Source organism: Thioalkalivibrio sp. ALE10, assembly GCF_000381385.1.
GTDB lineage: Bacteria > Pseudomonadota > Gammaproteobacteria > Ectothiorhodospirales > Ectothiorhodospiraceae > Thioalkalivibrio.
The window spans coordinates 167,060-189,123 of the sequence record NZ_KB906453.1 but is presented as its reverse complement, the minus strand read 5'-3'; the positions used below and the strand labels follow the sequence as shown (position 1 = coordinate 189,123).

21 protein-coding genes are annotated in these 22,064 nt (G+C 68.9%); 10 read left to right on the top strand and 11 right to left on the bottom strand.

Annotated features, from left to right (window positions below; genetic code table 11):
• Positions 1-10 precede the first annotated feature (10 nt).
• Positions 11-886, top strand: a complete 876-nt coding sequence (gene ubiA, locus F788_RS0109000) for a 4-hydroxybenzoate octaprenyltransferase (RefSeq protein ID WP_019589948.1) — start codon at positions 11-13, stop codon at positions 884-886.
• Positions 887-914: 28 nt separating this feature from the next.
• Here ubiA and F788_RS0108995 read toward each other — a convergent pair whose 3' ends face one another.
• A complete protein-coding gene (locus F788_RS0108995; RefSeq protein WP_019589947.1) occupies positions 915-1,625 on the bottom strand; it encodes a ComF family protein in 711 nt (236 codons plus the stop codon).
• Positions 1,626-1,701: 76 nt separating this feature from the next.
• Between F788_RS0108995 and F788_RS0108990 the strand changes: the two genes are divergently transcribed.
• From F788_RS0108990 to bioF, 3 genes are all read left to right on the top strand, one after another.
• A complete protein-coding gene (locus F788_RS0108990) occupies positions 1,702-2,160 on the top strand; it encodes a hypothetical protein (RefSeq protein WP_018946665.1) in 459 nt (152 codons plus the stop codon).
• A complete protein-coding gene (gene bioB / locus F788_RS0108985; protein WP_019589946.1) occupies positions 2,157-3,155 on the top strand; it encodes a biotin synthase BioB in 999 nt (332 codons plus the stop codon). The genes F788_RS0108990 and bioB overlap by 4 nt, the downstream gene beginning before the upstream one ends.
• A 65-nt stretch (positions 3,156-3,220) precedes the next feature.
• The gene (bioF, locus tag F788_RS0108980) at positions 3,221-4,405 is read left to right on the top strand and encodes an 8-amino-7-oxononanoate synthase (protein ID WP_019589945.1); all 1,185 of its coding nucleotides are present in this window, start codon (positions 3,221-3,223) and stop codon (positions 4,403-4,405) included.
• Between the two features lie 6 nt (positions 4,406-4,411).
• On the opposite strand, the gene F788_RS0108975 is transcribed toward bioF, so the two are convergent.
• The 3 genes from F788_RS0108975 to radC all read right to left on the bottom strand — a co-directional run bounded on the left by F788_RS0108975 (position 4,412) and on the right by radC (position 5,745).
• Complete coding sequence (locus F788_RS0108975) at positions 4,412-4,777, bottom strand: type II toxin-antitoxin system VapC family toxin (RefSeq protein WP_019021646.1); 366 nt, start codon at positions 4,775-4,777, stop codon at positions 4,412-4,414.
• Positions 4,774-4,971: a type II toxin-antitoxin system VapB family antitoxin gene (locus F788_RS0108970; RefSeq protein ID WP_019570195.1), complete on the bottom strand. Its 198-nt coding sequence runs from the start codon at positions 4,969-4,971 to the stop codon at positions 4,774-4,776. The genes F788_RS0108975 and F788_RS0108970 overlap by 4 nt, the downstream gene beginning before the upstream one ends.
• A 102-nt stretch (positions 4,972-5,073) precedes the next feature.
• Positions 5,074-5,745 carry a DNA repair protein RadC gene (gene radC, locus F788_RS0108965; RefSeq protein ID WP_019589944.1) on the bottom strand — a complete coding sequence of 224 codons (672 nt, stop codon included), beginning with the start codon at positions 5,743-5,745 and terminating at the stop codon, positions 5,074-5,076.
• 137 nt (positions 5,746-5,882) lie between these two features.
• Between radC and coaBC the strand changes: the two genes are divergently transcribed.
• The 3 genes from coaBC to argB all read left to right on the top strand — a co-directional run bounded on the left by coaBC (position 5,883) and on the right by argB (position 8,561).
• Entirely contained in the window at positions 5,883-7,160 is a 1,278-nt protein-coding gene (coaBC, locus tag F788_RS0108960) for a bifunctional phosphopantothenoylcysteine decarboxylase/phosphopantothenate--cysteine ligase CoaBC (protein ID WP_019589943.1), read from the top strand.
• Positions 7,161-7,163: 3 nt separating this feature from the next.
• Positions 7,164-7,625 (top strand): dUTP diphosphatase, encoded by a 462-nt coding sequence (gene dut / locus F788_RS0108955; protein WP_018946659.1) that lies wholly within the window; start codon positions 7,164-7,166, stop codon positions 7,623-7,625.
• A gap of 72 nt (positions 7,626-7,697) precedes the next feature.
• On the top strand, positions 7,698-8,561 hold the full coding sequence (gene argB, locus F788_RS0108950) for an acetylglutamate kinase (protein ID WP_019589942.1): 864 nt from the start codon (positions 7,698-7,700) through the stop codon (positions 8,559-8,561).
• A gap of 37 nt (positions 8,562-8,598) precedes the next feature.
• On the opposite strand, the gene F788_RS0108945 is transcribed toward argB, so the two are convergent.
• Positions 8,599-9,249: a DUF4124 domain-containing protein gene (locus tag F788_RS0108945; RefSeq protein ID WP_019589941.1), complete on the bottom strand. Its 651-nt coding sequence runs from the start codon at positions 9,247-9,249 to the stop codon at positions 8,599-8,601.
• 16 nt (positions 9,250-9,265) lie between these two features.
• On the opposite strand from F788_RS0108945, the gene F788_RS0108940 reads away from it, so the two are divergent.
• Entirely contained in the window at positions 9,266-10,027 is a 762-nt protein-coding gene (locus tag F788_RS0108940) for a sulfite exporter TauE/SafE family protein (RefSeq protein WP_019589940.1), read from the top strand.
• A 2-nt stretch (positions 10,028-10,029) separates the two neighbouring features.
• Here the strand turns inward: F788_RS0108940 and F788_RS0108935 are convergent, their stop codons facing one another.
• The 3 genes from F788_RS0108935 to F788_RS0108925 form a co-directional block, all read right to left on the bottom strand.
• Positions 10,030-12,210, bottom strand: a complete 2,181-nt coding sequence (locus tag F788_RS0108935) for an HAD-IIB family hydrolase (protein WP_019589939.1) — start codon at positions 12,208-12,210, stop codon at positions 10,030-10,032.
• The gene (locus F788_RS0108930) at positions 12,207-13,604 is read right to left on the bottom strand and encodes a glycoside hydrolase 100 family protein (RefSeq protein ID WP_019589938.1); all 1,398 of its coding nucleotides are present in this window, start codon (positions 13,602-13,604) and stop codon (positions 12,207-12,209) included. The genes F788_RS0108935 and F788_RS0108930 overlap by 4 nt, the downstream gene beginning before the upstream one ends.
• A gap of 191 nt (positions 13,605-13,795) precedes the next feature.
• Entirely contained in the window at positions 13,796-14,884 is a 1,089-nt protein-coding gene (locus tag F788_RS0108925) for an EAL domain-containing protein (protein ID WP_019589937.1), read from the bottom strand.
• Positions 14,885-14,961: 77 nt separating this feature from the next.
• Here F788_RS0108925 and msrB point away from each other — a divergent pair, with 77 nt between their 5' ends.
• Positions 14,962-15,387 (top strand): peptide-methionine (R)-S-oxide reductase MsrB, encoded by a 426-nt coding sequence (gene msrB / locus F788_RS0108920; RefSeq protein ID WP_019021636.1) that lies wholly within the window; start codon positions 14,962-14,964, stop codon positions 15,385-15,387.
• Between the two features lie 44 nt (positions 15,388-15,431).
• Positions 15,432-16,316: a rhodanese-like domain-containing protein gene (locus F788_RS0108915; RefSeq protein WP_018869153.1), complete on the top strand. Its 885-nt coding sequence runs from the start codon at positions 15,432-15,434 to the stop codon at positions 16,314-16,316.
• Between the two features lie 340 nt (positions 16,317-16,656).
• On the opposite strand, the gene F788_RS0108910 is transcribed toward F788_RS0108915, so the two are convergent.
• The 3 genes from F788_RS0108910 to F788_RS0108900 all read right to left on the bottom strand — a co-directional run bounded on the left by F788_RS0108910 (position 16,657) and on the right by F788_RS0108900 (position 21,953).
• On the bottom strand, positions 16,657-19,788 hold the full coding sequence (locus tag F788_RS0108910) for an efflux RND transporter permease subunit (protein WP_019589936.1): 3,132 nt from the start codon (positions 19,786-19,788) through the stop codon (positions 16,657-16,659).
• Positions 19,785-20,858 carry an efflux RND transporter periplasmic adaptor subunit gene (locus F788_RS0108905; protein WP_019589935.1) on the bottom strand — a complete coding sequence of 358 codons (1,074 nt, stop codon included), beginning with the start codon at positions 20,856-20,858 and terminating at the stop codon, positions 19,785-19,787. Before F788_RS0108905 ends, F788_RS0108910 begins: the two co-directional genes overlap by 4 nt.
• 81 nt (positions 20,859-20,939) lie before the next feature.
• Complete coding sequence (locus F788_RS0108900; protein ID WP_019589934.1) at positions 20,940-21,953, bottom strand: glutathione S-transferase family protein; 1,014 nt, start codon at positions 21,951-21,953, stop codon at positions 20,940-20,942.
• Between the last annotated feature and the right edge of the window lie 111 nt (positions 21,954-22,064).

Sequence of the window (22,064 nt, the reverse complement as noted above, 5' to 3'; positions counted from 1 at the left end):
CGCCCCGGCCATGACCCCGCGCGAGCGCCTGTACGAGTACGCCCGCCTGACCCGGCTGGACCGGCCGGTGGGCATCTACCTGCTGCTGTGGCCGACGCTGTGGGCGTTGTGGATCGCCGCCGACGGCCTGCCGCCCTGGCATCTGCTGTTCATCTTCGTCGCCGGGGTCACCCTGATGCGCACGGCCGGCTGCGCGATCAACGACTACGCCGACCGCCATTTCGACGCCCATGTCACGCGCACCCGCGACCGCCCGCTGGCGATCGGCAGCATCACCCCGCGCGAGGCCCTGGCGGTGTTCGCGGCGCTGTGCCTGGTGGCCTTCGTGCTGGTGCTGTTCACCAACCCGCTGACCATCGCGTTCTCGGTGGTGGCGGTGCTGCTCGCGGGCACCTATCCGTTCTCCAAGCGTTTCCATCATTTCCCGCAGGTGCATCTGGGCGCGGCGTTCGCCTGGGCGGTGCCTATGGCCTTTACCGCAGTGAACAACGAACTGCCGCCGCCGGAGGCCTGGCTGCTGTTCGTGATCACCCTCGCATGGGCCACGGTCTACGATACCTTCTACGGCATGGTCGACCGCGAAGACGACCTGAAGATCGGGGTGAAATCCACCGCCATCGCCTTCGGCGAGCTGGACCGCGCCATCACCGGGGCGCTCCAGGTGATGCTCTGGATCGGCCTGTTCCTGCTGGGACGCAATCTGGAGTTCGGCGGGGTCTACATGGCCGGGCTGGCGGTGGTCGCCGCGCTGATGTTCTACCAGCAGTTCCTGATCGCCGAACGCGAGCCGGCTGACTGCCTGCGGGCGTTCAGGAACAATCATTATCTCGGCGCAGTGGTGATGCTGGCGATGATCGGCGACCACCTGTGGCGAGCGGCCGCCTGAGCCGCAAACCGCGCCCGACGAACCGGCCTCAGGCCCGCGCGAGCGTCAGCGCCTCCACCCGCGCCGCCCCCGCCCTGTACAGGACCTCCGCCAGGGCATCCAGCGTGGCCCCGGTAGTCGCCACGTCATCCACCAGCAGTACCCGGGCCGCCTCCGGGAATTCCGCACCGGGCCTCAGGGCAAAGGCACGTGCGACGTTGCGACGGCGTTCGCGCCGCCCCAGCCCCTGCTGCGACTCGGTGGCACGTACCCGGACCACCAACCGCGACGCCAGCGGCGCCTCCAGCACCCGCGCCGCTTCGCGCGCCAGTTCCAGCGCCTGGTTGAAGCCACGCTCGCGGTAACGCTCGGGATGCAGCGGCACCGGGACCACGCAATCCGGCCCCTGCTGCACGGCGCGCCGCGCATCCGCCAGCTCGCCCGCCGCACGCCGGGCCAGCTCCCGCAGCACGCATGCCGCGGTGGCGTCATCGGCATGCTTGCGTGCGAGGATCAGGCGATCCAGCGGCCAGCTATAGCGCCACGGGGCATGCAGTGCCGCCAGCCGCGGCTCGCGATCCCGGCACCGGGGACACGGACCCGCCACGGCGTCCGGCTCGCCACAGCGCGGACAGGGGGACACCACCCGTTCCAGTTCCGCCAGACAGCCCGCGCACAGGGCATCGCCCGGACCAACGCCGGCCCCGCAAAGCCCGCAGGCCGACGGAAACGGCCCCTCCAGCCAGCGCCATACCCGCATTCCCGCTCTCCCCGTCATCCATGAAGGGCCGCGTGCCATGATGCTAAACTCCGACCTTTTACCGGCAGGATAGCTCATGGAAACGAAGACCATCTCCGGACGCCGATCGCGGCGGGCGGCATCGCTGTTCGATATCGGGAACGTCATCGTCATCAGCGTGGCCGGTATCCCCCTGTTCCTCGTCGGCGGCGACGGGGTCGGCGTGGGCTTCATCATCGCGGCGATCGTGGGGATCGTCCCGCTGATCCTGTGGTTCGGGGGATCCATGGTCGTCTATGCCCTGAACAAGCATCACCCCGACCCGCGCGTGGGGCACCACACCCAGTGGGCCGCCTACCGGCTGTACGGCCTGATGGGCGCGCTGATCGTGGTGGCAACCTTCTTCCCGCCCGACATCGACTACTATCGCGCCTACTGGGCCGTGGCCGCAGTGATCCTGCTGCCGTGGTCGCTGTATGCCCTCTACACCATCTATCGCGAGCCGTGGTCGGACATCGATGTCCCGGCCGAGGCCGACCAGGAGCACCACCTATGAGCGAGCTGCGCCACGACTGGACCACCGAGGAAGTCGAAACCCTGCTGGATCTGCCGCTGAACGACCTGATCTTCCGCGCGCAGACCGCCCATCGGGAATATTTCGACCCCAATGCGGTGCAGGTCAGCACGCTGCTGTCGATCAAGACCGGGGCCTGCCCGGAGGACTGCGCCTACTGCCCGCAGAGCGCCCACCACGAGGTCGAACTGGAACGCGAACGCCTGCTGCCGGTGGAGGAGGTCGTCGAGGCGGCGCGTAACGCCCGCGCCCAGGGCGCGACCCGCTTCTGCATGGGGGCCGCCTGGCGCAACCCCACCGACAAGAACCTGGAACGCGTGATCGAGATGGTGCGCGCGGTCAAGGACGAGGGGCTGGAGACCTGCATGACCCTCGGCATGCTGAAGGCCGAGCAGGCCCGTCGCCTGTCCGAGGCGGGGCTGGACTACTACAACCACAACCTCGACACCTCGCCGGAGTTCTACGGCCACATCATCTCCACCCGCACCTATCAGGATCGGCTGGAGACCCTGGAGCACGTGCGCGAGGCCGGCATGAACGTCTGCTGCGGCGGCATCCTCGGCATGGGCGAGTCGCGCCGTGACCGCGCGCGCATGCTGCAGCAGATGGCCAACCTGCCGAAGCACCCGGAATCGGTACCGATCAATCAGCTGATCCAGGTCGAGGGCACCCCGCTGCAGGACGTGGAGAACATCGATCCGCTGGAGTTCGTGCGCAGCATCGCGGTCGCGCGCATCGTGATGCCCGCCTCCTACGTGCGCCTGTCCGCCGGGCGCACCGAGATGTCCGACGAGATGCAGGCCCTGTGCTTCCTCGCCGGCGCCAACTCGCTGTTCTACGGCGACACCCTGCTGACCACGCCGAACCCCGGCGAGAATCACGACCTCGCGCTGTTCGAGCGCCTGGGCCTGCAGCCGGAAACCGCCGACGGGCACACCGGCGAGGACGCCGCCGAACCCGCCGCGCGCAGCGCGTGACCCCGGGCCCGCCGGACGGGCGGGCCTTCTCCTCCACGACGCAGCCGCAGGCACCCCGGCCGGGCATGAGCGACTCCCTGCAACGCTTCCTACAGCAGCGCCTCGAGACCGTCTGCGAGGCCGGGCTGTGGCGTCGCCTGCGCACGCTCGACGGGCCGCAGCAGCCGGAGCAGATCATCGACGGGAAGCCGGTCGTCGCCTTCTGCTCCAACGACTACCTCGGCCTGGCCGCCGACCCGGCGGTCAGCGCCGCCGCCCGCGAGGCCCTGGTCGAATACGGCACCGGCGCCGGGGCCGCCCACCTGATCAACGGCCACACCCGGGCCCACGCCGAGCTGGAACAGGCGCTGGCGCGTTTCACCGGGCGCGAGCGGGCACTGGTCTTCTCCACCGGCTACATGGCCAACCTCGCGCTGGTACAGACCCTGGTCGGGCGCCACGACACGGTGTTCGAGGACCGCTGGAACCACGCCTCCCTGATCGACGCCGTGCGTCTTTCCGGCGCGCGCAGTCAGCGCTACCGCCACGGCGACCCCGAACACCTGCGCCAGCGCCTCGAACGGGCGCCCAGCAGCGGCCACCGCCTGATCGTCACCGACGGGGTCTTCTCCATGGACGGCGACATCGCCCCGCTGCCGCAGCTGGCCGCACTGGCCCGCGAGTGCGACGCCTGGCTGATGGTGGACGACGCCCACGGCTTGACCGTGCTCGGCGAGACCGGGGGCGGCTGCTGCCAGCATTTCGGCCTGGATACCGGCGACGTACCGATCCTGATGGGCACCCTGGGCAAGGGCTTCGGCACCGCCGGGGCCTTCGTCGCCGGCAGTGAGGTGCTGATCGAGACCCTGATCCAGACCGCACGCCCGTATATCTACACCACGGCGATGCCCGCCGCGCTGGCCACCGCCACCCTGGCGTCCGTCCGCATCGCCGAGGCGGCCGGCGACCGCCGCGATCATCTGAGCGCCCTGATCCGGCGCCTGGGCGCCGGGCTGGATACCCTGGGCCTGCCTCACCCGCCACCGGACACGCCCATCCAGCCGGTGATCCTCGGCGATGCGGCGCGCGCCACGGCCATCGCCGAGCGCCTGCAGCAGGCCGGCTTCCTGGTTCCCGCCATTCGCCCGCCCACGGTCCCCGAGGGCCAGGCCCGTCTGCGCATCACCCTGTCCGCCGCCCACAGCGAAGACCAGGTTGACGCCCTGCTGAACGCACTCGAGCGCGCCCTCCACGCCAGCCCCGGAGGTTGAGCCTCGTCAGGCGCCGCGGGCAACCCCCAGGTCGGCGGCCGCGCAATGCAGCCGTCGATCCCGGGTCCACAGACGCGTGCCCGGCGTCAGCAAGCCGGAAGCAAGCAGATGGGCATCGGCATACCCGATACCGCGACCCATCAATTCGCGGGCCTCGATGCACGCGAGCACCTCCTCGTCCGTTGCCCGGGTCGCGTGCGGAAGATCCCCCAGCAGCCGCAGGATCTCGCTCCGGTTGCGCAGATTTCCGCACGCGAGCTCGCCGATCACGAAGGCATGCACCAGCACCCGCGATTCATGGAGCAGAACCTCCAGTTCCGGCTCCCCCTCGCGCAGATGATCGATCCATACCGAAGTATCGACGAGGATCATTCCGCCATCGGACGCCGGCGGGGAACCGCCTCCAGGTCGGGCTCGCTGCCGCCCAGTTGCGCGAGGCGACGGGCGCTCTCGCGTTCCACCAGCGCCCGCAGGCCTTCCCGGACGAGGACCGTCTTCTCGGTCACCCCCGTCATGCGTCGCGCTTCTTCCAGCAACTCGTCGTCGATGTTGATCGTTGTCCGCATGGCTCCTCTCCCACGAGTCCGGCCGAACCGGCCGCGTTCCTCGATGCATAGATAGTACACCATCCGATGCTCTTTTATGCATACATGCCTCGCGGGTTACTCTCACAGTTCGCCGCGTTCGGCCAGCGACACGGCGGTATCGCCGATGATCAGGTGATCCAGCAGGCGCACGTCGATCAGCGACAGGGCCTCGCTCAGCCGCCGGGTGATCAGCGCATCCGAGCGCGAGGGCTCGGCCACGCCGGAAGGATGGTTGTGGGCGAGGATGACCGCGGCGGCGTTGTGGTGCAGTACCCGCCGCACCACCTCGCGCGGGTGCACGCTGGCGCCGTCGATGGTGCCGCGGAACAGCTCCTCGAACGCCAGCACCCGGTGGCGATTGTCGAGGAACAGCGCGCCGAAGACTTCGAACGGGTAGTCGCGCAGGCGGGCGCTCAGGAACCGGCGGGTGGCCGCCGGCGAGGTCAGCGCCTCGCCGCGCTCCAGGTCCGCTTCCAGATGCCGACGGCCCATTTCCAGCGCGGCCTGCAGCTGGGCATACTTGGCCTGCCCCAGCCCCGGTGCCGCGCAGAACCCGGCCTCGTCGGCCTGCAGCAGCGGGCGCAGCCCGCCGAAGCGGGACAGCAGGTCGCGCGCGACATCCACCGCACTCTTGCCGGTCACGCCGGTGCGCAGGAAGATCGCCAGCAGTTCGGCATCCGACAGCGCGGCGGCACCGCGTTCCAGCAGTTTCTCGCGCGGGCGCTCGCCCGCCGGCCAGTCCGTGATGGCCATATCCACCTCCCTGTGGTCGGGTTCCGTTGCCCGGATACTGGCGCGGCGCAGCGGTCGGCGCAAGGCTTGCCCGTGCGATACCCCGCATCCGGGGCCGAATCCGGCACCCGGCCCGGCTCACGGGTTAGAATCCGCACATGAGCGATCCCGAGGACATCTTCGCGACCCCGGCGGACACCGGCGAGATGACCGATGCCCCGCGCATCCTGGTGGGGGTCAGCGGCGGCATCGCGGCGTACAAGGCCTGCGAGCTGGTGCGCGAACTGCGCCGCCGCGGCTGCGCGGTGCGCGTGGTGATGACGGCGGGGGCGCAGGCCTTCGTCACCCCGCTGACCTTCCAGGCCCTGTCCGGCGAGCCGGTGCGCACCCATCTGCTGGACGCCGAAGCGGAGTCGGGGATGGACCACATCGCCCTGGCGCGCTGGGCCGACCACGTCGTGGTCGCCCCCGCCAGCGCCGACCTGATGGCGCGCATGGCCCAGGGGCTGGCCGACGACCTGCTGACCACCCTGCTGCTGGCCACTGCCGCCCCGGTTACCCTGGCCCCGGCGATGAACCACCGCATGTGGGAGCACCCGGCGACCCGTGCCAACCACACCACCCTGCGCGAGCGCGGCGTGCGGTTCGTCGGGCCGGACAGCGGCGAGCAGGCCTGTGGCGAGCAGGGCGCCGGACGCATGGCGGAACCGGCGACCATTACTTCCGCCCTGCTGGATACAAGCCCCGGCCCGCTGCAGGGCCGGCGTGTCCTGATCACCGCCGGGCCGACCCGCGAACCGGTGGACCCGGTGCGCTACCTCGGCAACCGCAGCTCCGGACGCATGGGGTTTGCCGTGGCCGCCGCCGCGCGCGATGCCGGCGCCCGGGTCACCCTGGTGCACGGACCCTGCGAGCTGGCGGTACCGCCCGGCGTGCAGGCGCATGCGGTGGAAACGGCGGCGGAGATGCATGCGGCCGTACTGGAGGCGCTGGAGGGCACGGAGGTGTTCATCGCCACCGCCGCGGTGGCCGACTACCGGCCCGCCACCCCGGCCGCGCAGAAGCTGAAAAAGACCCGCGAAGACCTGACGCTGGAACTGGAACGCACCCCGGACATCCTCGCCGACGTCGCCCGGCGGGTCGACGGACTTGCAGCGCGGCCGCTGCTGGTCGGATTCGCCGCCGAGACCGACAATCTGCGGGAATACGCCCGCGACAAGCTCGTCGCCAAGGGCCTGGATCTGGTCGCCGCCAACCGCGTGGACGGCGGCCGGGGCTTCGGCCACGGCGACAACAGCCTGCTGTGCCTGTGGCCCGACGGCGAACGCGAACTGCCACGCCAGCCCAAGGACCGCCTGGCCCGCGAACTGATCACCCTGATCGCCGAGCGCCTGCAGACGCACCCGGCCAACCCCTCTCCGACCCAAGGAAACTGACGCATGCCCGCCCCGGAAATCGATCTGAAGGTCCTTGATCCGCGCATGGGCACGGACTTCCCGCTGCCCGCGCCCGCCACCGAGGGCTCCGCCGGCGTGGATCTGCGCGCCATGCTGGAAGAACCGCTGAACCTGGCCCCCGGCGAAGCCGAGCTGCTGCCCACCGGACTGGCGGTGCACATCGCCGACCCGGGCTACGCCGGCATGATCCTCCCGCGCTCGGGCCTGGGCCACAAGAAGGGCCTGGTGCTGGGCAACCTGGTCGGACTGATCGACGCCGACTACCAGGGCCCGCTGATGGTCTCCGCCTGGAACCGCAGTGATGCACCGATCTCCATCGACGTCGGCGACCGCATCGCGCAGCTGGTCATCGTGCCGGTACTGCAGCCGCGGTTCCGCGTGGTCGATGACTTCGAGCAAAGCGAGCGCGGCGCCGGCGGCTTCGGTTCATCCGGCCAGCGCTGACGCCGTTCGCCCGCACCGCGGCCCCGCGCCGGGTGATAAACTCCGCCCCCGAACGTCAACCGGACCCCAGCCATGGACACCGACACCGCCCATTCCGTCGCCCATGTCCTGATCGAGGCGCTGCCCTACATCCAGCGTTTCGCAGGCAAGACCATCGTCATCAAGTACGGCGGCAACGCCATGACCGAAGACCACCTGAAGGCGAGCTTCGCGCGCGACATCGTGCTGCTCAAGCAGGTGGGCGTGAACCCGGTGGTGGTCCACGGCGGCGGCCCGCAGATCGGTGATCTGCTGGATCGGCTGGGCAAGAAATCGGAGTTCGTCGACGGCCTGCGGGTCACCGACCGCGAGACCATGGACGTGGTGCAGATGGTCCTCGGCGGGATCGTCAACCAGGAGATCGTTTCACTGATCAACCGCTACGGCGGTCGCGCGGTGGGCCTGACCGGCAAGGACGGGCAGATGATCCGCGCCACGCCACTGCGCGGCGAGGATCCCGACGTGGATCTGGGCCATGTCGGTCAGGTCGAAGGCGTGGATCCGGCCATCGTGCATACCCTCGACCACAGCAGCTTCATCCCGGTGATCGCCCCCATCGGCTTCGACCGCGAGGGGCGTGCCTACAACATCAACGCCGATACCGCGGCGGAAAAGCTCGCGGTGGTGCTGGACGCGGAGAAGCTGTTCCTGCTGACCAACACCCCCGGGGTGCTGGACCAGGCCGGCGCGCTGCTGCCGAAGCTCGCCGCGCCGCAGGTGGACGAGATGATCCGTGACGGGACCATCCATGGCGGCATGATCCCCAAGATCCGCTGCGCCCTGGATGCGGTGCGCAGCGGCGTCAACGCCACCCACATCGTCGACGGCCGGGTGGAACACGCAGTCCTGCTGGAGCTGCTGACCGACGAGGGCGTGGGCACCCTGATCAGCCGCTGACCCGCTCCGCGCCCGGGCCCGGCACGGTGCGGCGCGCTCAGTCCTCCTCTTCCAGGACCAGTTCGCGGTAGTCTTCGGCGTCCGCGTCGAACTGCGCGTTCATCTCGTCGATACGGGCCTGCTGGCGTTCCTGGTAGGCCCGTTCGCGGTCCAGCCGGCCCTGCACGTCCTCCAGCTCGTCGGCGTAGCGTGCCCGCAGGGCGGCGCTGTCCGGATTACGGGCCTGCTGGCGTTCGATGCGGTCGCGTTCGCGCTCGAGGACCCGCGCCTGACGCTCGCTCATGCGGACATTGTTCTCCAGCGCGGCGATGCGCCGTTCACGCAGGGAGTCGATCTCGGCGAGCGAATCGTAGACGCGCTCCAGCTGACGCTTGCGGGCCGCCTGGTCGAGGGCGGGATCCTCGCCCGACTCCTGCGCCTGCTCGGCGCGCCGGCGTTCCTCGGCCGCCGCCTCGCGTTCCTCGGCGGTGGGCGGGGCCGGCACCACCTCGCGCACGAAGCCCTGGCGGTCGTACACTTGCCGCTCGCGGTCGCTGGACTCCGGCCTCGGCTTGTCCGAAAAACGTACCGTGCCGTCATCATCCACCCAGCGATGGATGTCACCGGCCACCGCCGGTGCCACCGGCATGGCCAGCAGCATGGCCAGGGCGCCGAGCAGCACCCCGACAGCCATTCCGTTCCCGTACATTGGTCCGCTTACTCTCATGTCCATCCTCGAGCATCTCGGGCTCGCGCTCGTGGCCCTCATCGCCAACGGCTTCTCCGCGCTGGCGGGCGGCGGCGCGGGGCTCTTGCAGCTCCCGGCCCTGATCTTCCTCGGCCTGCCCTACCCGGTGGCCCTGGCGACTCACAAGATCGCCACGGTGGCCCTGGGGGCGGGCGCCGGCCTGCGACATGTGAAGGAAAGCACATTTTCCCCGGCTCGACTAGGGGTCATCCTGGGGGCCGGCGTACCGGGCGTACTGCTGGGGGCCTGGCTGGTGCTGGAGATCCCGCCACGCGCCGGGGAGATCGCCCTGGGCCTGCTGACCGTCGCCCTGGGGTGGTATTCCTGGCGGCGCCCGCAGCTGGGACAGAAGCGCCGGGTCACCTCCGACAGCCTCCACCACGCCCTGATCGGTGCCGCCGGGCTGTTCGTGATCGGCATCCTCAACGGTTCGCTGGCCTCGGGCACCGGCCTGATGGTCACGCTGTGGCTGGTGCGCTGGTACGGCATGAGCTACACCGAGGCCGTCGGCTACACCATGGTCCTGGTGGGTCTGGTGTGGAATGGCGCCGGCGCGCTGATGCTGGGCACCTTCGGCACGGTGCAGTGGGACTGGCTGCCGGCGCTGCTCCTCGGCAGCTTCATTGGCGGTTATCTGGGTGCCACGCTGGCGATCCGCTACGGCAACCGCCTGGTCAAACGGGCGTTCGAGGTGGTGACGGTCCTCACCGGCATCGCGCTGCTGCTGCCGGTCCCGTAACCTCAGCAGGTCTGGCCGTTGCCGGGCACGTCGCAGCGGTTGAGCAGATCGAAGTGCTCGATCCCCTCGAGGATGCCGCGGGCATGCGTGGCGCGGGCGAAAAAGATCCGCTTGAAGCCACGCAGGGACTGCAGCTCGGGCTGATGATTGCCCACCACCACCCCCAGCAGGCGCCCGCGCAGCATGTCCTCGTCGTTGCCCGAATCGCCGGCGACCAGTACATGCTCCAGCGGGATGCCCCACTTGTCGGCGAAGTAGCGCACCGCCAGCCCCTTGGATGCCCGCACCGGGAGCAGGTCCAGGAAGCGTTCGTGGGAATAGATCACGTGGGCATGCAGATCGGCCCGGTACAGCCGGGTCTCGACCGCCTCCACGTCGATGCTGCCGGGCGGTTCGACGAAATAGCTGACCTTGTGCGAGCGCTGGTCGATGTCCGGCTGGCGCACCAGCCCGGGCTCGCCGTCCAGTTCCTCGCGCAGGCGATCAGGTTCCCAGCGATGGCTGATATGCCGGGCCCAGCCACGATCCGGGGTCTGTTCGGACCCGTAGTGGATCTCGCTGCCCACCGAGGTGATCCAGACGTCCGGCATCGGCACGCCGTGCTCCTCCAGCACCGCGGCGGCGGAATCGATGCGGCGCCCGGTAGCCACGCCGAAGGCCACCCGCTTGCGGTTGCGCCGCAGCCAGGCAACGAAGGCCCGGGTCGCCTTCGTGTCGCCCAGCAGGGTGTTGTCGATGTCGGTGATCACCGCGCGGTCCACGTTCGCCAGGCGACCGGAGACCTGGCGCTGTTCGTGCCGCACCTGACGCACCTCGCGCGACAGCGAGCGCAGCAGGCGCACGTATTTCTCCGCGTGCCCGTCCCAGGAATAGTGCTTGCGCACGCCCTTGAGCCCGTCGCGCGAATAACGCTGCCAGCGCGGGCGATCGGCAAGGATCGCCTGGATGGAATCGGCGATCCCCTCGGGATCCAGCGGATCGATCAGCAGGCCGTTGTGGCAGCGCGAGACGATCTCGTCGGGGCCGCCGTCGTTGGTGGCGACGATGGGGGCGCCGCTGGCCGCCGCCTCGATCAGGGTCAGGCCGAACGGCTCGGTCAGGGCGGGATTCACGAATACCCCGCGGGTGGCCGCCACCAGGCGGTAGAGATCGGGAACATCGTCCGAGCCGTGGTGCTTGGGGTAGGCCACCTTGCCATACAGGTCGTGGCGGTCGATGCGCAGCAGCAGATCCGTGAGCACCTCGCGCGCGCCCTTTTCCAGATCGCGGATGTCGTCGCGGTTGCCGGCCACGATCAGCAGGTTGGCGTTCTCGCGCAGCCATTCGTTGCCGGCATACGCATCCACCAGACTGCGGATATTCTTGCGCTCGTCGGCGCGCGACAGCGCCATGATCAGCGGCCGGTCGGGCTTTTGCAGGAAACGCCGGATCTCGGCCCAGATCGGCGGTTTGCGTTCACCACGTTTCGGCGGGTGGAAGCGTTCGAGGTCGGTCCCCGGCGGGATCACCTCCATGCGCTCGGGCTGGTAGTTGTCGTAGGTGGCGTACTGCTCGTCCACCTCCTGACGGGTGCTGGCGATCACCCGGTGGGCGTGCGCCAGCGCCTCTTCCTCGGCATGGATGCGGGTGGAGATGTTGTAGCGCGCTTCGATGTCGGCATCCGACAGCCCGCCCTCGCGCAGGCGCTCGCGCTTGACCCGCCCCAGCGAGTGCCCGGTCTGCAGCATGGGCACGCCCAGCAGGTTGGAGAGCCGCACCGCGACATGGCCGGCATCGGCATAATGACCGTGGATCACGTCCGGGCGCAGCCCGACCCGCCGGATATGCGCCAGGGCGTTGTCGGCGAAGCAGTCAAGATACGGCCAGAGCTTTTCCTTGCGCAGGTAGCGCTTCGGCCCGCAGTCCAGGCGCACGATATGGGCACCGTCACCCAGATCCTCCACCGGTTCGGCATAGTCGTCGTCGACCCGGCTGTCGACTACCCGCCGGGTCAGCAGGTCCACCCGTCCGACCTGCGGATGCCGCGCCAGGGCACGCGCCAGCTCGACCACGTAGAGGGTCTGCCCGCCGGTGTCGGCATCCCGGCCGAGTTCCAGATTTTCGCCTCGAATGAGGCCATGCACGCTGATCAGAACAAGATAAAGGCCTTCGCCCTGGCGGGACTTGCTCTGAGTCTTCTTCATGGTGTTTCGGGCTCCGGACTGTCGAACAGCGACAGGGTTTCGGGGTTGTCGATCATCGCCTGGGACAGCAGCACCGCGGTGGCCGACCAGGTCTGGCGGTAGTTGGCCCGCCGCCCGATCAGACGGCCGTGGCGACCGTCATAGTATTCGGGCCAGTCGTCGCGATGCAGCCGCTCGGCCGCCACCGCATGCACGCTGCGGGCAAGGTCCGGGCGGCCCACGCGCAGCGCCGCCCCGGTAAACGCCCACAGCAGCGCCGGCCAGTTCCCGCCGTTGTGATACGACCAGGGGGTGTTCTTGGGGTCCGACCCGGTCAGCAGGCGCCATTCCTCGCCCATCATCGCGGGGTAGCAGATCTTCACCGGCATGGTGCCGATCAGGTCCTCGAAGCGCTGTTCGAAGGTCTGCATGATCAGCCGCGACTCGTGTTCGTCGGCCAGACCGAACAGCACCGCCAGCAGGTTGCCGAAGCTGAAGAAGCGGAAATCCATGCGCCCCGGACCGAGGTTGCCGACCAGGTAACCACTCTCCGACGGGATCCAGTCCACCAGCCAGTCGGGGATGCTCTCGGGGTAGATGTTCAATGCGTTCTCCGACTCGTGGCCGAAGTGCTCGGTACGGTAGCGATGGATGGCGTTCAGGCGTTCCAGGTCCAGCCAGTAGTAGTGGCGGATGTAGTCCGCCAGCTGCCGGGTACGGATGGCCGACTGCTCGCACAGCTGCTCGGAGTCCGTATCGCAGGGCTCGAGCATCGCCAGCGCGGCCTTGAGCATGCCGTAAAACAGCGCCTGGATCTCCAGCGGATGCCCGTACACCCCCATGCGCCGGTCGATCATGAAACTGCCGTCGGGCACCAGCAGGGTCGGGAAGACCTCGAAGCGGTCCTGCAGACAGATACTGAGGATCAGGCGGATGCCGCGCTGCACGTCGGGCGACTTGATGAACTCGTGGTCGCCGGTGCGGTTCTGGTAGGCACGCGCCAGCAGCACCCACCACATCATTGAATCCACCGGGGCCACCCGGCCAATCGCGCGATCGCCGAAATCCGCGGCCAGGGTCTCGCGCCCCTTCGGATCGGTCACCACGCGGAAGCTGGCCGGCATCACCCGCGGCAGGCGCCGGTGACCCTCGATCTCCTCCTGGGTATCGCGGATGCGCAGGATCAGACCGAGGAAATCGCGCACCACCTCGGGTTCGTCGTGCAGCAGATAGACCAGCCCGGAGGGCACGAAGTCGCGGATGAAGCAGTCGGCATAGTTTTCCGCCGGGGCGCGGCTGTCGAGGCTGGCCACCGTGCCGACGGTGCGCCCCTGATAGCGCACCTCGGCATCGCGCAGCAGCTGGGCGGCCGCTTCCAGCGTCGGATTGCGGGCATCATGCGGCAGAGTCGTCATGTTCCTCAGTTTAGTGAAGGCCGGTCCGATGTGCACATCGGCGCCACCACAACCCGCAGGAGGCCAGCCCCCTGCCGACCATGCACCAACCGCCCCGCCGTAGGAGGCGAGCCCTCTCGCCGATCAGGCCCATTCCGTGCCCCGACGGCCGGAGCCAACCTCCCGCCGACATCGGCCGGAGGGCCGGCCTCCTACGGCACCTCGGGATCGGGATGTACCGGCGCCGGCGGGTCGGCCGCCGGCCGGGCGAACAGGAACCCCTGGCAGTAGTCGACCCGATCCTTCAGCCAGCCCCACTCCTCCGGGGTCTCGATGCCCTCGGCCACGATACGAATGTCCAGCTCGCGCGCCAGTTCGATGATCTTGCCGAGGATCTTCTGCTGGTATTCGTCGGCGTCGATGCCGCGGACCAGCTCGCGGTCGATCTTCACGAAGTCCGGTCGCAGCTGCGACAGCAGGTTGAGCGACGCATAGCCCGCGCCGAGATCGTCCAGGGCGACCCGGAAACCGGCGTTGCGATAGCGATCGATGATGCGCCGCAGGTGTTCGATGTCGGTGATCTGGTCACTCTCGATTACCTCGAACACGAAGCCCGCGGGAGCGGGGACATCCGGCGCGATGCCGCCGATCTCGCGCACGGTCGTTTCGAGGCAGAACGCCGGGTCGTAGATCGCGGTGGGATTGAAGTTGATGAACAGCTGGTCGCGGATGCCGCGTTCGGTCGCACGGCGGATCGCATTGATGCGCGCCGCGCGATCGAGGTGGAACATCATCTCCGCCGCCCGTGCCTGTTCGAACAGGATGTTCGGCGGGATCAACTCCCCCGCCGGCGAGCTGGCCCGCACCAGCGCCTCCCAGGCGAACACCTGATCCGGCCGGGCCGCGTGCACGATGGGCTGGAAATGAAAGTCCAGGGCATCACTGGCGAGGATGGCCGCCAGATCGCGCGCGTTGTGCCGGGCGATCAGCGTGGACAGCAGATGCGTGTCCTGCAGGTGCTCCACGCCGAACTGCTCACCCCCGGGGACGAAGGTCGCGCGGCACCCGTTCTGCTCCGAATGGCTCAGGGCCTCGTCGAGACGCGAAAGGGTCGCCCCCAGGTCGTGCTCCGGATCCACGGCCACCGCCAGTATCCCCGAAGCCGGTTCGCTGCAGGGGAAACGCTCCTCGATCAGCCGCTGGCGCAGAGTGGCACGGGTATGCGCCAGCACCGGCGCGAGGTAGAGAGTCCCCGCACCGGTCGGAAGGACGTTGATGCGTTCACGGTCCGGACAGCTCAATATGATCTCCTCGCCCGTGGCCATTCGCTGGTGGACCCGACTCGCAAGATAACACGAATTACCGCAGAGGCAGTGACATGAGCAACCGCCCGCATCCCGACACCCCTGTCGACGAAGACGAACTGCGCCGGCGCCTCACCCCGGAGCAGTACCGCATCGCCCGCCAGGCGGGCACCGAGCCGCCGTTCACCGGCGAATACCATGACCACAAGGCCTCCGGTCGTTATCACTGCGCGGTGTGCGGCGCGACGCTGTTCGACAGCACGGCGAAATTCGATTCCGGCAGCGGGTGGCCCAGCTACACCGCGCCGGTCACCGCCGAAGCCGTTTCCGAACACCGCGACGCCTCGCTGGGCATGGAGCGGACCGAGGTGCGCTGCGCCACCTGCGACTCGCACCTGGGGCATGTCTTTCCGGACGGTCCGCCGCCCACGGGACTGCGCTACTGCATCAATTCTGCGGTCCTGGCATTCCAGCCACGCGAAGGAAACGGCCCGGAGTAGAAACCACACGCTGAAGTGTCTAGAGTGGGAGCAGTCGACCTTTCATGGAGCAGTTCGCCATGTTTTTCAAGCCCTCTCGCCTTACTCTCGCCCTGTTCTCCGCCGGCCTGCTGGCACTCTCTGGTCAGGCTGCCGCCAGCACCGGAGACACCGCAGAGCCCGGTGACATGGAACTCGATCCCGAGGCCGAGGGGTATGAACCGCCGGGACGCTCCATCTATTTCTACGTGGACGCCCTGGATCTCGAGGAGCTGGCGGCGAAATACGCCCGCGACGAGGTCCACGTCATCGACGTGCGCACGCGCTACGAATACGACACCCTGCGCATCGACGGCGCACGGCACGTGAGCATCGACGACGAGGACTTCGTCGACAAGGTGCTCGAGATCCACGAAGAGGACCCGGACAAGCCGGTCGCCTTCTATTGCCGGGGCCATACCTGCTTCATGAGCTATCAGGCCGTGGAACGCATGAAGGCCGCCGGCTTCGACGACGCCATGGCCATGGATTACGGCATCTTCGACTGGGCCGAGCATTACCCCGAGGACACCGCCCTGTTCGGGGAAGCGCCGATCGAACGGGCCGATCTGATCGACTTCAACGAATTCCGCGAGCGCCTGTTGCCGCCGATGGAGTTCTCCGAGCGCGCGCAGCGCGACAATGCCCGGGTGCTGGACATCCGGCGCCCGTTCGAACAGGACCAGGTCGGTCTGTTCCTCAATTCCGAGACCAACATCCCGGCGGGGGACACCGAAGCCCTGGAGGATTACCTGGAACAGGCCCGCGACTCCGACGCCCCGCTGCTCGTTTATGACATCACCGGGCACGAAATCAAGGCGTTCCAGTACACCCTGGAAGAATACGGGATCGAGGATTACTACTTCATGGAAGGCGGCTTCAAGGGCTTCCAGGAGGAAGTGCTGCAATAGCCCCGCTTCCGGGTAGCGCACCGATCAGGCCATCCGGTGCCCCGACGACCGGGGCCGGTCCACCGCCGACATCGGCCGGAGGGCCGGCCTCCTACCCAACGGGCACCCATCGACACCCCCCTTGTAGGAGGCGAGCCCCCTCGCCGATCCGGCCCAACCGGTGCCCCGACGGCCGGGGGCCGGCCCACCGCCGACATCGGCCAGGGGGCTGGCCTCCTACCAACCGGGCACCCATCGACACCCCCCTTGTAGGAGGCGAGCCCCCTCGCCGATCCGGCCCATCCGGTGCCCCGACGGCCGGGGCCGGCCCACCGCCGACATCGGCCGGAGGGCCGGCCTCCTACGGGCGGGTCTCCCCGTCTACATCCCTGACCTCTTCGTCCAGTGACTGCAGCCGCCGCGTGGTGGCCAGCGGGGAGGTGGTTCCGCGGGCGATCAGGTAGTAGGTGGCCGGGATCACGAACAGGGTGAACACGGTCGCGAACAGCACGCCGGAGAACACCGCCACCCCGATCACGAAGCGCGTCTCCTCGCCCGGGCCGGAGGCCAGGATCAGCGGGATGGAACCGGCCACGGTGGTCAGCGCGGTCATCAGCACCGGGCGCAGGCGCAGACGTCCGGCCTCGATCACGGCATCGCGGAACTCGCGGCCACGGTCGCGCAGCTGGTTGGCGAACTCCACGATCAGGATGCCGTTCTTCGCCGCCAGCCCGATCAGCATCACGATCCCGATCTGGCTGTAGATGTTCAGCGTCTGCCCGGTCAGGCTGAGCCCCAGCAAGGCGCCCACCACCGCCAGCGGCACGGTGAGCATGATCACGAACGGGTGCACGAAGCTCTCGAACTGGGCCGCCAGCACCAGGAACACCACCAGCAGCGCCAGCGCGAACACGAACAGGATCGCCTCCGAGCCCTCGCGCAGGTCCAGCGACTCGCCCTTGTAGTCGATCTGCGCCTCGTCCGGCAGCACCCGTTCCGCCGCCGCGTCGAGGGTGTCCAGCGCCTCGCCCAGGGTCAGGTCGCCGCCCACGCCGCCCTGCAGGGTCACCGCACGGCCGCGGTTGAAGCGCGACAGCGAGGCCGGCCCGGCACGTTCCTCGTAACGCACCACGCTGGACAGCGGCACCAGCTCGCCGGATTCGGCGCGCAGGTGGATGTTGTCGATGGCCTCGGTGGTGCGCCGCTGGTCGGTCAGCCCCTCCAGGATCACGTCGTATTCCTCGCCACGGTCCTGCCAGCGGGTCACCGCCCGTCCACCCAGCAGGATGTCCAGGGTACGCCCGATGTCGCGCATGGAGATGCCCAGATCCCCGGCGCGGTCGCGGTCCACGCTCAGGCTCAGCTGCGGCTGGGTCGGCTCGTAGTCCAGCCGCAGGTTGCGCAGGCCGTCCACGTCGCGCACCTCGTCCAGCACCGCGTTGCCCCATTCCTCCAGGGTGTCGAAGTCGGGCCCGGCGATCACGAACTGCACGGGTGGCCCGGGCGCACCGGTACTGAGCCCCTGACGCATGAACGCGCGGACCTCCACGCCCGGCATCTCGCCGACGCTGCCCTCGATCCAGTTCATGACCTCGCGCCCGGAGGGTTCGCGGTCGTTCCAGTGCTCGAGGATCACGATCACGAAACCGTCGTTGACCGTTTCCACGCCGCCGAATCCGCGCGGGGTACGCACCAGGGCGCGCCGGATCGGTCCGCCTTGCTCGCTCATCAGCGGCTGCAGACGCTCTTCCACCTCGGCCATCTGCCGGCTCATGTAGTCGAAACTGGCGCCCTCGGGGCCGTCCACCATCACGAAGAACGCACCGCGATCTTCCTCCGGCGCGAATTCTTCGGGGAGGCTGTCGAACAGGTACCAGGCCCCGATCAGCACCCCGCCCAGCAGCGGGACCACCAGCCAGGACACGCGCAGCCCACCGGACAGCAGCTTCCCGTAACCGGTCTCGATGGCACCGAACGCGCGGCCCACCAGGCGCGCGGCACCGGTCTCGTCATCGCCCTTGTGCATCAGGCGCCCGGAGAGCACCGGCGCCAGGGTCAGCGCCACGATGCTGGAAAACACCACGGCGATCGCCATCGCGATCGCGAACTCGGCGAACAGCCGCCCGACCATGCCGTCGAGGAAGGCCAGCGGCACGAACACCGCCACCAGCACCGAGGTGGTGGCGACGATCGCGAAACCGACCTGACGTGCCCCGCGCCAGGCGGCCAGCAGCCCGGGCTCGCCGCGCTCGATGCGCCGATGGATGTTCTCCAGCATCACGATGGCGTCGTCCACCACCAGGCCCACCGCCAGCACCAGCGCGAGCAGGGTCAGCAGGTTCACCGAGAAGCCGAACAGGTTGATGCCGATGAAGGCCGCGGTCAGGGCCACCGGCACGGTCACCGCCGGGATCAGCGTGGCGCGCCAGCTGCCGAGGAACAGGTAGATCACCGCGACCACCGCCAGGGTCGCGACGCCCAGGGTCACGTAGACCTCCTGCAACGCCCCCTCGATGAACACCGATTCGTCGTAGGTGGGGACCAGCGAGGTCCCCTCCGGCAGGCTGCCTTCCAGGTCGGCGGCCAGTGCCTTCACCGCACTGGCGACCTCCAGCACGTTGGCGTTGGACTGGCGGATAATGCCCAGCCCGATCATGTCCTCGCCGTTGCCGCGGAACTCGGTGCGCTCGGTGTCCGCGCCGATGTTGACCGCCGCCACGTCGCCGAGGCGTACCAGCTGACCGTCCGCGCCGCGGCGCAGAACCAGGTTCTCGAAGTCCTCCGGCGAGCGATAGCTGCGTTCCACGCGTATGCGGAATTCGCGCTCGTCGGAATCCAGCCGCCCGGCCGGCAGTTCCACGTTCTCGCGCTCCAGCGCGTCCTGAATCTCGAGCACGGTCAGGTCGCGCGCCGCCAGCGCCTCGCGGTCGATCCACACGCGCATGGCGTAGCTGCGTGCACCGCCCAGACGCACCAGTGCCACGCCGTCCACCACCGACAGGCGGTCGACCAGATTGCGCTCGGCATAGTCCGCCAGCTCCAGCGCGTTCATGCGATCGCTGGAGAGGTTGAGCCAGAGTATGGGGGAGGAATCCGAATCCGCCTTGGTGATGCGCGGCGGCTCGACCTCGTCCGGCAGATTGCGCTGCGCCCGGCTGACCGCCTCGCGCACGTCGTTGGCGGCGGCGTCGATGTCGCGGTCCAGACCGAACTCGACCGTGATGCGCGAGCGCCCGTCGTCGCTGGAGGACTGCATGTAGCGGATGCCCTCCACCCCGGCGATGCGGTCCTCCAGGCGCTGGGTCACCTCGCGTTCGATGATCTCCGCGCTGCCGCCGGGATAGTTGGTGTCCACCGTGACCACCGGCGGGTCGACGTCGGGGTATTCGCGCAGCGGCAGCTGATCCCAGGCGATCAGGCCGAAGGTCACCAGCAACAGGTTGAAGACGATCGCCAGTACCGGCCGGCGATTGGCGACATCCGAGAGGATCATCCGTCGTCTCCGGACTCCAGTACGCGCACGGTCGTGCCGTCACGCACCCGCGAGACGCCCTCGGAGACCACCGTGTCGCCGGGTTCGGCGCCGTCCAGCACCTCGACCCATCCGGGCGCGCGGCGGCCGACGCGGATGCGGTCGCGACTGACCGTGTCATCCCCCTGCAGGCGGAAGACGAAGTGCTGGTCCGCGGTCTGCACCACCGCGCCCTCGGGCACCGCCGGCGTCTGCTGCGGGTCCAGCGCCAGGCGCACCGTGGCCAGCATGCCCGGGCGCAGGCGTTGTTCCGGGTTGTCGGCCACCGCGCGCACGTTCAGGGTGCGCGTGCCCGCGTCGATGCGATTGCTCACCGCGGTCACGTCGGCCGCGAAGTCGCCGGCCGCACTGTGCCCGGTGACCGGCATGCCCAGCTCGATGGAAGCGGCAAAGCGCTCCGGCACCGGGAAATCGAGGCGCACGGTGCGGATGTCGTCCAGCTCCACGAGGGCCGTGTCCGGCGAGACCATGGCCCCGGGGCTCACCTCGCGCAGGCCGAGGGTGCCGGTGAAGGGCGCCCGGATGGTGCGGTCCTCCACCTGCGCGGTGGCTGCGGCCAGGGCCGCCCGGGCCTCGGCCAGGCGCGAGGCCTGCTGGTCGACCTCCTGGCGTGTCACGATGCCGTCCTGTACCCGGTCACGCACCCGCGCCAGCTCGCGGCGGGCGTCTTCCACCCGCACCCGGGCCTCGTCACGGCGCGCCCGTTCCTCGTCCGCGCGCAGTCGCACCAGGACATCACCCGCGTCGACGCGCTCGCCGTCCTCGAACTCCAGTGATTCCACCCGGGCGGTCACCGGCGCACGCAGCGTGACCGACTCCCGCGCGGCGACCGTGCCCAGCGCCTCGATCACGGTCTCGAACTCGCGCGGCGCCACCTCGCTGACGCGCACCGGCGTGCGTTCGTCACGCTCGCCGGAGGCCGGCAGGGTCGCGCGCGCGGCCCCGGCATCGTCCTGCTGCTGCAGCCACCACGCCCCGCCCGCCGCCAGGGCAAGGACGAGGATGCCGCCGATGATCCCGCTTGCCTTCACCAATGGACTCCTTTCATCACGCCACCCGCCGGACGGGGCCGCCCGGCGGGCGGGTGCCTGTACATGACCAACCGACCCGGTTCATTCGCCCGGGTTCCGCAAGGCCTGCGGCAGGGCGCCCAGCGGCCGCCCGTGCGCGGCGTCGAGATCGATGACCGGCCCCTTCGGCACGATGCCCGACGGATTCAGCATCGGGTGCGAACCGTAATAGTGCGCCTTGATGTGGTCCATGCGCACGGTCTCGGCCACGCCCGGGCGCTGGTAGAGCATGCGCAGATAGGCGGACAGGTTCGGGAAATCCGTCAGCCGCTGGCGGTTGCACTTGAAGTGGCTGTAGTACACCGGATCGAAACGCAGCAGCGTGGTGAACAGTCGCCAGTCCGCCTCGGTCAGGCGTTCGCCGGCCAGGAACGGCTGGCGCGCGAGGCGCTGCTCCAGCCAGTCGAGGGTCTCGAACAAGCGGTCGAAGGCGGCATCATAGGCGTTCTGCGTGGTCGCGAAGCCGCAGCGATAGACCCCGTTGTTCACGTTCTCGTACACCCGCTCGTTGACTGCATGGATCTCCTCGCGCAGATCTTCCGGGTAAAAATCCAGGGTGTTGCCGGTGATGTGATCGAAGGCGCTGTTGAACATGCGCACCAGATCCAGCGACTCGTTGTTGGCAATGCGGTCGCGTTCGGTATCGAACAGCACCGGCACGGTCACGATGCCGGTGTAGTGCGGATCGGTGCGGGTGTAGAGCTCGTGCATGTAACGCGAGCCGTGCACCCGGTCCCCGGTGCAGCCGTCGCAGTCATCGAACGACCAGCCGGCATCGCCCATGTAGTGGTGCACCACCGACAGCCCGATATGCGGCTCCAGCCCCTTGAGCCGGCGCAGGATCAGCGCGCGATGGGCCCACGGGCAGGCATACGACACGTACAGGTGATAGCGCCCGGATTCGGCCGGGTAGCCGCCCTCGCCCAGCGGGCCGGGGCTGCCGTCGGCGGTCACGTAGTTGCGGTACTGCTGATCCTGGCGCACGAACTCGCCGTTCTCGTCGGATTCCTCCTCCAGCCAGCCTTCGCGCAGCTCGCCGTTGATCAGCAGACTCATGACCATTCCTCCGGATGATTCGTCCGGATGATGATCCCATCGATGCAATCGAATGAAAATCGCGGATTTTCGCGAAAACCCGACGACAAAAACGAACGGTATCGACCCTCC

What these genes read in the sequence shown, in the direction of transcription:
- F788_RS0108935 (WP_019589939.1), bottom strand. Translation starts at nt 12,210, where the DNA reads ATGAAGAAGACTCAGAGCAAGTCCCGCCAGGGCGAAGGCCTTTATCTT.
- F788_RS0108910 (WP_019589936.1), bottom strand. Translation starts at nt 19,788, where the DNA reads ATGATCCTCTCGGATGTCGCCAATCGCCGGCCGGTACTGGCGATCGTC.
- F788_RS0108990 (WP_018946665.1), top strand. Translation starts at nt 1,702, where the DNA reads ATGGAAACGAAGACCATCTCCGGACGCCGATCGCGGCGGGCGGCATCG.
- F788_RS0108970 (WP_019570195.1), bottom strand. Translation starts at nt 4,971, where the DNA reads ATGCGGACAACGATCAACATCGACGACGAGTTGCTGGAAGAAGCGCGA.
- dut (WP_018946659.1), top strand. Translation starts at nt 7,164, where the DNA reads ATGCCCGCCCCGGAAATCGATCTGAAGGTCCTTGATCCGCGCATGGGC.
- F788_RS0108940 (WP_019589940.1), top strand. Translation starts at nt 9,266, where the DNA reads ATGTCCATCCTCGAGCATCTCGGGCTCGCGCTCGTGGCCCTCATCGCC.
- F788_RS0108900 (WP_019589934.1), bottom strand. Translation starts at nt 21,953, where the DNA reads ATGAGTCTGCTGATCAACGGCGAGCTGCGCGAAGGCTGGCTGGAGGAG.
- F788_RS0108930 (WP_019589938.1), bottom strand. Translation starts at nt 13,604, where the DNA reads ATGACGACTCTGCCGCATGATGCCCGCAATCCGACGCTGGAAGCGGCC.
- msrB (WP_019021636.1), top strand. Translation starts at nt 14,962, where the DNA reads ATGAGCAACCGCCCGCATCCCGACACCCCTGTCGACGAAGACGAACTG.
- F788_RS0108915 (WP_018869153.1), top strand. Translation starts at nt 15,432, where the DNA reads ATGGAGCAGTTCGCCATGTTTTTCAAGCCCTCTCGCCTTACTCTCGCC.
- F788_RS0108975 (WP_019021646.1), bottom strand. Translation starts at nt 4,777, where the DNA reads ATGATCCTCGTCGATACTTCGGTATGGATCGATCATCTGCGCGAGGGG.
- radC (WP_019589944.1), bottom strand. Translation starts at nt 5,745, where the DNA reads ATGGCCATCACGGACTGGCCGGCGGGCGAGCGCCCGCGCGAGAAACTG.
- argB (WP_019589942.1), top strand. Translation starts at nt 7,698, where the DNA reads ATGGACACCGACACCGCCCATTCCGTCGCCCATGTCCTGATCGAGGCG.
- bioF (WP_019589945.1), top strand. Translation starts at nt 3,221, where the DNA reads ATGAGCGACTCCCTGCAACGCTTCCTACAGCAGCGCCTCGAGACCGTC.
- coaBC (WP_019589943.1), top strand. Translation starts at nt 5,883, where the DNA reads ATGAGCGATCCCGAGGACATCTTCGCGACCCCGGCGGACACCGGCGAG.
- F788_RS0108995 (WP_019589947.1), bottom strand. Translation starts at nt 1,625, where the DNA reads ATGCGGGTATGGCGCTGGCTGGAGGGGCCGTTTCCGTCGGCCTGCGGG.
- bioB (WP_019589946.1), top strand. Translation starts at nt 2,157, where the DNA reads ATGAGCGAGCTGCGCCACGACTGGACCACCGAGGAAGTCGAAACCCTG.
- F788_RS0108945 (WP_019589941.1), bottom strand. Translation starts at nt 9,249, where the DNA reads ATGTACGGGAACGGAATGGCTGTCGGGGTGCTGCTCGGCGCCCTGGCC.
- ubiA (WP_019589948.1), top strand. Translation starts at nt 11, where the DNA reads ATGACCCCGCGCGAGCGCCTGTACGAGTACGCCCGCCTGACCCGGCTG.